At 46.9% G+C, this 10,787-nt stretch carries 6 protein-coding genes and 1 pseudogene; 5 read left to right on the top strand and 2 right to left on the bottom strand.

Annotated features, from left to right (window positions below; translation table 11 throughout):
* A pseudogene (locus tag AKL11_RS16085) lies at positions 1-474 on the top strand (hypothetical protein); the annotation flags it as partial.
* Positions 475-607: 133 nt separating this feature from the next.
* Here the strand turns inward: AKL11_RS16085 and AKL11_RS16080 are convergent.
* Positions 608-793, bottom strand: a complete 186-nt coding sequence (locus tag AKL11_RS16080) for a hypothetical protein (protein WP_067519237.1) — start codon at positions 791-793, stop codon at positions 608-610.
* Positions 794-869: 76 nt separating this feature from the next.
* On the opposite strand from AKL11_RS16080, the gene AKL11_RS16075 reads away from it, so the two are divergent.
* A complete protein-coding gene (locus AKL11_RS16075) occupies positions 870-1,931 on the top strand; it encodes an IS1595 family transposase (RefSeq protein ID WP_067519235.1) in 1,062 nt (353 codons plus the stop codon).
* Between the two features lie 622 nt (positions 1,932-2,553).
* Here AKL11_RS16075 and AKL11_RS16065 read toward each other — a convergent pair.
* Complete coding sequence (locus AKL11_RS16065) at positions 2,554-3,483, bottom strand: alpha/beta hydrolase (RefSeq protein ID WP_067519763.1); 930 nt, start codon at positions 3,481-3,483, stop codon at positions 2,554-2,556.
* A 207-nt stretch (positions 3,484-3,690) separates the two neighbouring features.
* Here AKL11_RS16065 and AKL11_RS16060 point away from each other — a divergent pair, with 207 nt between their 5' ends.
* The 3 genes from AKL11_RS16060 (at position 3,691) to AKL11_RS16050 (ending at position 10,587) form a co-directional block, all read left to right on the top strand.
* A complete protein-coding gene (locus tag AKL11_RS16060; protein ID WP_067519230.1) occupies positions 3,691-5,370 on the top strand; it encodes an AMP-binding protein in 1,680 nt (559 codons plus the stop codon).
* 77 nt (positions 5,371-5,447) lie between these two features.
* On the top strand, positions 5,448-9,347 hold the full coding sequence (hrpA, locus tag AKL11_RS16055; RefSeq protein WP_301335662.1) for an ATP-dependent RNA helicase HrpA: 3,900 nt from the start codon (positions 5,448-5,450) through the stop codon (positions 9,345-9,347).
* Positions 9,348-9,537: 190 nt separating this feature from the next.
* A complete protein-coding gene (locus AKL11_RS16050; protein ID WP_067519228.1) occupies positions 9,538-10,587 on the top strand; it encodes an OprO/OprP family phosphate-selective porin in 1,050 nt (349 codons plus the stop codon).
* Positions 10,588-10,787: the final 200 nt, after the last annotated feature.

The following is a 10,787-nucleotide window of genomic DNA, read 5'->3' as shown; positions in this document are numbered from 1 at the left end:
CCGATCAATAAGTCTCATCAAGAGACACTGGTCAACTATCTTGAGTACGTAGAAATTGATCCGAAAGGCAATAAATACGTCAATACCTGGATAACCAATATTCAACTCACGCAAGAAAAAGTGACGAAAGTCATGCGAGGAGGCCGCGCCAAGTGGAAAATTGAGAACGAAACGTTTAACACACTGAAAACACAGGGYTATCATCTCGAACACAATTACGGGCACGGAAAGCAGCACCTGGCGACCAATCTGGCCAGCCTGACGTTCACCGCTTTCCTCATCAACCAGATAGAGCAGTTGGCTTGCAAGTTTTTCCAACAGGCTCTTGAAGCAAAGAAGTCCAAAAAGGCACTATGGCRTGCGATTCGTGGCTTGTWTGACTGGTTTATCATCGATAACTGGAATGATTTATTCACAGCAATTATTGAAGGCAGGAGTGTTAGTTTGAAACATTTGGTTGTTGATACCACATAGTGGCACTCAAGATAGTCCTGTTTAACCTGTGTTTAGAACTTGCGGATATTGTTGCTCATTAGTCAGCGTGACTTCGTTCGTCCTGAATAAATGGCGGTTTGAATTACCAATTAATTTGAGCATTAATAAGCTGTCAGCGGGAATTGCTGAGATAAGTGTCTTTGAGTTTTGTTTTATCAGACCCGTCATCCCCGGTAAAGACAGAATCTTGCTTGACTTTACCCACAGTCCCACCAACAAACCAATCATCAGCCATTACGCCGGAGGAAGCCATTAATACAGAAGATGCAATCAGTGCAGAAGCAATAGGTTTTAACATATGAATTACCGGCTAAGTTACCGTTAATGGTTGAATCAGCTAAACTCCTATAAAATCAACGTGGTAGGGGAGTGATATGCAATCTGAACTCTTCCAGAATTTTATTGATTCCATTTCATCATTAAACAGTGAGCAGCGAGACATTCTTAACACCTCGCTCATTAGTGCCCAAATAGAAATTACTGAGGCAGTAGAAACCACTGATTCAGAAACACTTTGCAGTAAATCTTTATCCAACAATAATACAACACMTGACGTAGAAAAAAGCATACTGTCCAAGTTTGCAGAAAACCCCAAATGTCCCAGATGCAAAAGCCATAGCGTTGGTCKCTGGGGTATACGGAATGGCCGACAGCGCTACCACTGCAAGACTTGTGACTCCACATTTAATGCTTTTAGCGGAACACCTTTGGCAAGGCTCAGGCACCCTGAAAAATGGAGCAAGTACCTTACAGGCATGACTTACTCTATGGTCTTGCGACCCGCTGCTGCTGAGAATGGCATTGACTTGAAGACCGCGTTCCGCTGGCGTCATCGCTTTCTTGAGGTGATCAATAATGACCAGGCAGAAGAGCTTTGTGGCATTACGGAGCTCGATGAAACATTCTTCCGTGAATCCTTCAAAGGGCAGAGAGAAGGCCTACCAAGACCAGCTAGAAAGCGTGGTAATGATCCCCACAAAGCCCGAAAAGTACCGGTGATGGTGGCTCGGGACCGCAATCGAAATACYGTCGACGGTGTTCTGRAAAACGAAAGKGCTAATGAATTATGCAGGCATTTAAATGGCCGTATATCGATACAGGCCACGGTTTGTGCGGATGCCCACCTTGCACATGAAAAACTTGCAGACAAGCTTGGATTTGACTTTAAGGAGCTGGTGACATCTGCAGGTCAACATGTTGTTGAAGGTATCTATCACATCCAGACTGTAAACTCTTATCACATCCAGACTGTAAACTCTTATCACAGACATCTAAAACGCTGGATTGGCGGCATATTCCAAGGGGTTGCTACTCGTTACCTACCCCATTATCTGGCCTGGAGACGGGAACTTACAGCGGCAAATAAGTTAACTGCTGGCCGATTGGTTAGCAAAATTGCTGAACATTGGTGCTTCCAACCATTAACGGTAACTTAGCCTGAATTACCCAAGTTGTTCAAGCAGAAAGTCATCGATGTGAATTTATCTGCCATCATTGTGTTAAGTGTTGTCTGGTGGTTAATTAACATTCCTGTCAATAAACGCTGCAATCCAATACTGCTTTAACTAAGAGAAGCTTTTTTGCAAACACCATGTACCGTTTTGGTGAGGCCATTATGCACAGCCAACCTTAATGGTTTATTAATAAAAAATGGGTTGTGGATAAAATGGGGGTTATTGACTAGGGCTGCAGGTGGTTGTGCGTAGGTTTGTTGATTTTAGCTTTGTTTTCATCCTCTGACGCTGACGCAAAACGCTCAAACAACTCGTTCCCATGCTCCAGAGGTTGTCGCAAAAGCCCTGGCTCCCATGCTTTGCGTGGGAGCCGGAAACCCTGATGTTTGGGGTATGCATTCCCACGCTGGAGCATGGGAACGAGGTTTCTGGAGTTTTGCGACAGCCTCGCCCCAGCGAGGGAATGCATATTGGTGCAGGGTAAATGATGAAACCATTTGCTTTCTTAGGGTGGGTGATTTTTCTCGGTTGGTTGTTTCTTGAGGTTTAGGTATGCATTCCCACGGAGGACCGTGGGAACGAGGTTGGGTTAAGCTTTGACTATTTAAACGCGCTGCTGAAGCCAGGCCATTAAATCATCAAACACTTCCTGCTTATTGGTTTCATTAAACAACTCATGTCTAGCATCTTTGTAGAGCTTCAACTGTGATTCTTGGTGACCAGAATCCAGCCAGGCTTTATGCAATTGCTTTAAACCGTTCGGAGCGCTGACCGGGTCTTTATCGCCACCAATAATCAGCACAGGAAGATTCTTATCAATTTTCTCAAGCGTTGCTGTGGAACAGATTTCATAAAGCCCGTCAAAAACATCGCTCCACAGTTGATTTGAACAACGGAAGCCGCACAGTGGGTCATCAACGTATTGCTGAACGGATTCAGGATTTCTGCTCAACCAATCAAACTCAGTTTTATTAGGCTTAAACTGTCGGTTAAAACCAGCAAACGTCAGTTGATTAATAATGGCGCTGTGTCCAGCACCTCCCTGACGCCAAACCTCAAATTTTGCAACCAGTCTTGCCAGCATTAACAGTGGCGCAGGAACAAAGTTTGAGCCAGAAAGAATTACACCCTGAACCTTCGGGTTATAACGATTGAGGTAGCCCTGCAGAATATAACTGCCCATGCTGTGACCCAATAAAAACAGAGGCTGACCGGGATAATGTTCACCCATATATTCCACCATCTGTTTTGTATCGAGAATGACATTTTCCCAACCATTTGCACCAAACTCACCGGCGGTGGCATGGTTGTTTTCAATAGCAGCGCCATGACCTCGATGATCATGGGCCAGCACGGTAAAACCAATGGCATTTAACTGTTTTGCCAGCTCATCGTAGCGGGCGCTGTGTTCACCCATGCCGTGGCTGATATGAATAACGCCCCTTGATGACTGGTCCGTCTTCCAGCAGTAAACGGGAATAGTGTGTTCATTGTTCGCCGATGGCAGTAAAAACTCAGGTTTCGGGTATGACATATTCTTCTCGTTATCAGGCATCCGGAAATTCAGAGAGTAAAGGCATGATATTTTCCACTAGTCGTCTACCAGCAAAGCCAGAAAACTGGTAATCTCAGCCTCATTTTTTCACCTAGTGAACACCACTGTTATAAACGACAGGTCAAACAATTTGCGAGCCAGTTTAATACCTTTACAGCTTCATCAGGGATGCAGGAGGCTGATTCCATGAGCGCCGGATTCTGGAAAGACAAGTACCCGGAAGGCATTCCTGCAACCATTGATGTCGGGCAGTATCGCTCAATTATCGATGTTCTGGAATACAGTACCCGTAAGTTTGCGGACAAACCAGCGTTCAGCAATATGGGGCATGAGCTGACCTATAGTCGTCTGTTTGAACTCAGCGGTCACTTTTGCAGCTATCTGCAGAACCATACCGATTTGCGCCCCGGTGACCGTATTGCCATTATGCTGCCTAATGTGTTGCAGTTTCCGGTGGCGGTGTTTGGCGCTCTTCGTGCAGGCTTAATTGTGGTGAACACCAACCCGCTGTATACCGAGCGGGAAATGGAACACCAATTCCGGGATTCAGGCGCGAAAGCGCTGGTGGTTCTGGCGAACATGGCAAATATGGCTGAAAAGGTATTGTCCAAAACAGCCATCAAACATGTGATTGTCACTCAGGTTGGCGATATGCTGCCTGTCATTAAGCGCACCGTTGTCAATCTTGTGGTGCGCCATGTTAAGAAAATGGTGCCGGACTACTCACTGCCTACTGCTGTGTCGTTCAATTCAGTTCTGCGCCGTGGTGCACTTCATCATTGTGTGGATGCCCGTCGAGAAAACGACGATGTCGCTATACTGCAGTACACCGGTGGCACAACGGGTGTGGCAAAAGGTGCGATGCTAACCCACAAGAATATTCTGAGTAATATGTTTCAGGTTAAGGCGCTGGTGGGCGGTAACCTGAAAGAAGGTGAAGAGCTGCTGGTTGCGCCATTACCGCTGTATCATATCTTTGCTTTTACGGTGCACTGTATGGTGGCGACGCTTCTGGGCGCACACAATATGTTGATCACCAATCCCCGGGATATGAAGTCGTTTATTAAAGACTTGACCGGCAAGCCTTTCAGCATGTTTATCGGTTTAAACACGTTGTTTGTTGGGTTGATGAATCAGGAAGCATTTCGTAAGTTGGATTTTTCCTGGTTGAAAAACACCATCTCCGGTGGCATGGCGTTACAGTTGGATACGGCGGAACGTTGGGAACATGTGACCGGCTGTCGTGTTTGTGAAGGTTATGGCATGACCGAAACCTCTCCGGTAGTGACCATCAACCCGCTGGCCAAGATCAAACTGGGAACCATTGGTTTGCCAGTACCTTCCTGTGAGCTTAAGACCATTGATGGTGATGATAACGATTTGCCGATGGGTGAAATTGGTGAGTTGTGCATCAAAGGTCCGAACGTGATGAAGGGCTACTGGCAGAGTGAAGAAGCCACTGCTGAAGTGATGATTGATGGTTGGCTGAAGACCGGTGATGTTGCTCATATTGATGAAGAAGGTTATGTCACGATTGTTGATCGTAAGAAAAACATGATCTGCATTTCTGGTTTTAACGTTTATCCTAATGAGCTGGAAGATGTATTGACCAGTCATCCAGATGTAATTCAGTGCGCTGCCATTGGCGTGCCGGATAAACGATCGGGTGAAGCCATTAAGATGTTTGTGGTATCCACTAACCCGGACTTGACCAGCGAAGAAGTGATTCAATTCTTTCGGAAAAATCTGACCGGCTATAAAATCCCGAGACTAGTTGAGTTTCGTGACGAGCTGCCAACCACCAGTGTGGGGAAAATTCTCCACCGTCAGCTGCGTGACGAAGAACTGGCTGTTCGTCAACGTTAAACGCAGTAGAAATGAATATAAGCGACCATTTCCGGTCGCTTTTTTCCATCACGATGTAAATTACTGGAGTAACCGGCTTGAGTGACGGCTTTTCCGACAAACAACTTCGCCAATCCATTCAGCAGTGCATGCTGCGTGACCGCTATCGGTTGCGGGGGCAATTGCGTCGTATCAAACAGAATGATGAAGCGGGTCTGGAAAAGATAAGCAAGAAAATTGCGTCGTCTCTTGATCTGGTTGAGCGACGTCAGGCTGCTATGCCGGAGGTTCGCTATGAACAAGAGCTGCCGGTTGTTGATCGAAAAGCGGATATTGCCAAAGCCATTCAATCGCACCAGGTCGTTGTGATTGCCGGTGAAACCGGCTCGGGTAAAACCACTCAGCTGCCCAAGATTTGTCTGGAAGCCGGGCGTGGTATTTTCGGAACCATTGCTCATACCCAGCCACGCCGCCTTGCTGCACGTTCTGTTGCCACTCGAATTGCGGAAGAGTTGGGTGGGACGTTGGGCGAGCAGGTAGGTTATCAGGTTCGTTTTACGGATCATTCTACGGATACGACACTGGTCAAATTGATGACCGACGGTATTCTGTTGGCCGAAATTCAGAATGATCGGTTCCTGAATCGATACGACACGCTGATTATTGATGAAGCCCACGAACGCAGCTTGAATATTGATTTCCTGCTGGGCTATATCAAGCTGATTCTTCCTAAGCGCCCTGATCTTAAGGTGATTATCACCTCTGCCACCATCGATGTAGATCGTTTTTCAAAGCATTTTGATAATGCGCCCGTGATCGAAGTGTCTGGTCGTACCTATCCTGTCGAAACCCTGTACCGCCCAATGGAAGATCTTGAGCTGGAAGGACGGGATGCTGACCAGCGACTGCAGCAGAGTATTTTGGCTGCCCTGGAAGACATTGATGGATTTGAACGATCTGGAATGGGTAAACGACTGGGGGATGTTCTGGTCTTTCTCAGTGGTGAACGGGATATTCGTGAAACCCATCAGTTTCTCAAAGATGCCAAGCTCGCCCATACCGAGATTTTACCACTTTATGCCCGACTTTCTGCGGCTGAACAGAATCGTATTTTTCGGGAACACTCTGGTCGTCGTGTGATTTTATCCACCAATGTGGCAGAAACGTCGTTGACGGTTCCGGGTATTCGATATGTGATTGATCCGGGTACCGCTCGAATTAGCCGTTACAGTGTTCGCTCCAAGGTTCAGCGCCTGCCGGTTGAAGCGATCTCTCAGGCATCGGCTAATCAGCGGAAAGGTCGTTGCGGCCGTGTGGCGGAAGGTATTTGTATCCGGCTTTACTCCGAAGAGGATTTTCTTTCTCGACCAGAGTTTACGGACCCCGAGATTCTGCGCACCAATCTTGCAGCGGTTATTCTGCAGATGCTGCGCATGGGATTGGGAGATATTGCCGCGTTTCCGTTTGTTGATCCGCCAGACAGCAAAGCGATTAACGACGGTTTCAAGTTATTACAGGAACTGGGCGCTGTTGGTAAAGATCGTCGTATAACGTCGGTAGGTCGACAGCTTGGCCAGCTTCCGGTTGATCCACGGCTCGGGCGGATGCTGATCGAGGCGAACAAAAATAATGCAGTTCATGAAGTCTCGATTATTGTCAGTGCGCTGGCAGCGCAAGACCCAAGAGAACGGCCTCAGGACAAACAACAAGCCGCAGATCAACTGCACCGTGAGTTTTACCACGATGACTCGGATTTTCTGACGTATGTGAACCTTTGGGAAGCTTATGAGGAGCAACGTCAGGAATTGTCGCAAAACCAACTCCGCAAATACTGTACTAAGCAGTTTTTGTCTTTTATGCGGATGCGTGAATGGCGTGATCTTCATCGACAGCTGACGTTAGCCTGTAAAGATCTTCAGTTCCGGTTTAATGATACCCCTGCCAGTTATAGTGATGTGCATAAATCGTTGCTGTCTGGCCTTTTATCACAGCTGGGCAATAAGGACGATGAAGCGGATTACATGGGTGCCAGAAATCGTCGTTTCTGGATTTTCCCTGCGTCGACCCTTTATAAACGCAAACCAAAATGGGTGATGTCCGGAGAGCTGGTAGAAACCTCAAGATTGTTTGCCCGTAGCAATGCGAAAGTTGAACCCCAGTGGATCGAACCGCTGGCCATGGATTTGGTGAAACGTAATTACTTTGAACCCCATTGGGAAAAGAAACGTGCCCAGGTGGTGGCTTTCGAGCAAGTCACGCTTTACGGATTGATCGTGGTCGGCCGTCGTAAAGTAAATTACGGGCTGATTGACCCGGTAGTTTCCAGAGAAATATTTATCCGCGAGGCTTTGGTCGAAGGACATTTTGATTCCAAAGGCCCATTCCAGCAGCACAATCTTGAATTAATTGAAGAAGTGGATGAGCTGGAGGCGAAGTCTCGTCGACGGGATATTCTGGTGGACAGCGAGACGCTGTATCAGTTTTACGATGAATTAATTCCTGCTGAGATTAGCAATGGTGCCGGTTTTGAAAAATGGCGCCGGGATGTTGAGCGTAAGCAGCCGCAGATACTCTTTCTAACCAAAGAGTATTTGATGAAACACGACGCAGAGCATGTGACGGTTAACCGATATCCGGATCGCTTCCGCTTCGAAGGTTTGGAGTTACCGCTCAGTTATCATTTTGCGCCGGGTGAGGTGGATGATGGTGTCACTCTGACGGTTCCTGTGGAAGCACTGCGCTTGCTGCCCAAGCATCGTCTGGAGTGGATGGTACCCGGAATGTTGTTTGATAAGTGCGTGGCATTGGTTCGTGCCATGCCGAAACCGGTGCGGAAGAATTTTGTGCCGGTGCCGGATTTTGTCAATGGCGCTTTGGAATCGTTGACCGCCTGTGATGAGCCATTGACGGAGATGCTCGGACGACAGTTGCTGCGTATGTCCGGTGTGCGGGTTCTTGAAGAGCATTGGCAGACGGAGAGTTTGGATAAACATCTATTGATGAATATCCGCATCGTTAATGACGACGGTGACATGATAGGTCAGGGCAGAGACTTGAATGAGCTGCGAAAGCAGTTTGCTGATCATGCTCAAGACACTATCCGTAAGTTGTCAAAAAGCCATGTGGAGCAGGAAGGCCTACTGGATTGGACCTGTGGTGAGTTGCCCCACGAAATTACCCGAAAAGCCGGTGGTTTGGTGTTGAAATCTTACCCTGCTTTGGTGGATCAAAAGGATTCTGTGGCGGTTCAGCTGTTTGAAAGCTCCGCGCTGGCGGAGGCCGAGAATCGAAAAGGGTTGACCAGGCTGCTAAGAATTCGGCTGTCTACGCAGTTAAAATTTGCTTTAAGTAAAATGAAAGGGCTGAAAGAAACCAAGCTGCTGGCAACCAACCTGATGAATCAGAACCAGCTGGAAGATGATCTGCAAAATTTGATCATCAGTGCTGTGTATCTGGGAGAAGGTCAGGCGTTGCCAAAGAATCGCGAGGCCTTTGTTGAGCTGTTGGAAAACCGAAAAGGCGACATTGTTCCCTTTGCTGAGAAGATTGACCCCATCGTCAATGAGGTTTTCAAAATTGGGCAGAGAGTCAGTAAACAGTTAAAAGGCAAGATCAGCTTTGATCGGGCTTTGGCTCTGGCGGATATCAAACAGCATTTGCAAAGGCTGTTGCGTCCGGGCTTTATGGCGGATGCCGGAATGGAGTGGCTGACTCACTATCCCAGGTACTTTAAGGCGTTGGAAACCCGATTTGAAAAATTACCTGCCCAGGTGAATAAAGACCGAGCCTGGACTGAAGAGTTGGCAATGCTTCAGCAGAAGTATGAAAAACGACAGGAAGCACATGCTCAGCATAGAATCGTCGATGCTAATCTTCAGCAGTTTTACTGGATGATTGAAGAATATCGAGTCTCCCTGTTTGCCCAGCAATTGGGCACTCGATTCCCGGTTTCTGATAAACGACTTCGGAAACTATGGGAGGAAGTTGAAGAGGTGTAATCCTGATTTAAAAGCCCTTTTGTCATCAAAAGGGCTTTTTTTTGCAATGAAACGTTCACTTCCCGTTAACGAATCTGACATACCCAACCTACAAGATACCTTCCGCAGTATTCAAAAAATGCCAAGGGGAAGCAGCCAACAGGCTGTGCTGATATGGCATCAACGATAACAACAAGTGGGAGTGCTCAACATGAAACTCAAGCCAATTGCTCTGTTTCTGGGAATGGGGATTGTTCTTCAGGCCAATGCCGGTGTAGTAAAAACTGAAGGTGAAGACATCATTGTCAGCACCAAAAATGGTGGGCTACAGCTGAAAACGGAAAGTGGCGATTTCTCCTTTAAAGTCAGCGGGAAGCTGCAGTGGGATATTACCAGTTACGATGGGCTTTATGGACAGAGCATGCCGTCTGCTGATGAAAAGCGAGATGGCCAGACCTCCTATATTCGCAGAGGCGAGGTGAAATTCAGTGGTAAGGCGTATAACACTTGGAAGTACGCACTGAAACTGAAAAATAAAGACGACACCATCAAGCTGGATGATGCGTATATCGCTTACACAGGGTTCAAGCCGATCAATTTAAAAGTTGGCCGTTGGGATTTGGATTTTGGCCTTGAGGATTCCACCAGTTCCTCTTGGATTACTGCCATAGAAAGACCTTTCATCTATAACTTTATGCAGGGCGGTGATGGCAATGACTATGGCGTTGGGGTGTCCAGTGTCGCTAAAAACTACACAGCACAATTTACCTTGATGAATATGGGGTATCAGGAAGATGACAATGACAACATGGATACCATGGGTTATTCCTTCCGAGGCACCTACGCACCTATTATGAACGACGATATGCTAGTGCATCTTGGTTTTAGCTTGTTCGATGCTAATCCGGATATGGGATCTGCCAGCGGAAGTGACCGGATCGGTATCAAAAAAGGTGAGAAGGTGGATCTGTTTGGCGATGTATCTAATGTCAGCGGTGATACGGAATATGCCCTTGAAGCCGCATTCCAAATGCAGTCATTGAAACTGCAGGCTGAATACCTCAAAAGAGAAATTGACTCCAAAGATGCCAGTTCAGATGTAGAACTCAGCGGTTATTATGGAGAAATCTCTTACATGATTGATGGCGGTAAGCGTTCTTATAAGAAAGGCAGCTTCAGTAAGCCAAAAGGTGGCCAGTGGGAGGTATTTGCTCGTTATACGGTAATGAACGTGGATGCTGGTAGTGCAGTAAGTAGTTGATCATTTGAAATCATATAAACKGACTAACCGATCAATCAGTTAATCCATTACGAGCCGGCTCAGGAATTTTGAACTACTGTTTCCTCATAGTTTCCACCTGTACGATCATCATGAAATCGGTTTCCAACATAACTGATCCAGCTATCATCACTACACTGCAACAGGCTTCGCGCCGTGGTCCTACTCCGTATTTGAGAGAA

Source organism: Endozoicomonas ascidiicola (assembly GCF_001646945.1).
GTDB lineage: Bacteria > Pseudomonadota > Gammaproteobacteria > Pseudomonadales > Endozoicomonadaceae > Endozoicomonas > Endozoicomonas ascidiicola.
This window is presented reverse-complemented; position numbering and strand designations above follow the sequence as displayed.

What these genes read in the sequence shown, in the direction of transcription:
- AKL11_RS16080 (WP_067519237.1), bottom strand. Translation starts at nt 793, where the DNA reads ATGTTAAAACCTATTGCTTCTGCACTGATTGCATCTTCTGTATTAATG.
- AKL11_RS16065 (WP_067519763.1), bottom strand. Translation starts at nt 3,483, where the DNA reads ATGTCATACCCGAAACCTGAGTTTTTACTGCCATCGGCGAACAATGAA.
- AKL11_RS16060 (WP_067519230.1), top strand. Translation starts at nt 3,691, where the DNA reads ATGAGCGCCGGATTCTGGAAAGACAAGTACCCGGAAGGCATTCCTGCA.
- AKL11_RS16050 (WP_067519228.1), top strand. Translation starts at nt 9,538, where the DNA reads ATGAAACTCAAGCCAATTGCTCTGTTTCTGGGAATGGGGATTGTTCTT.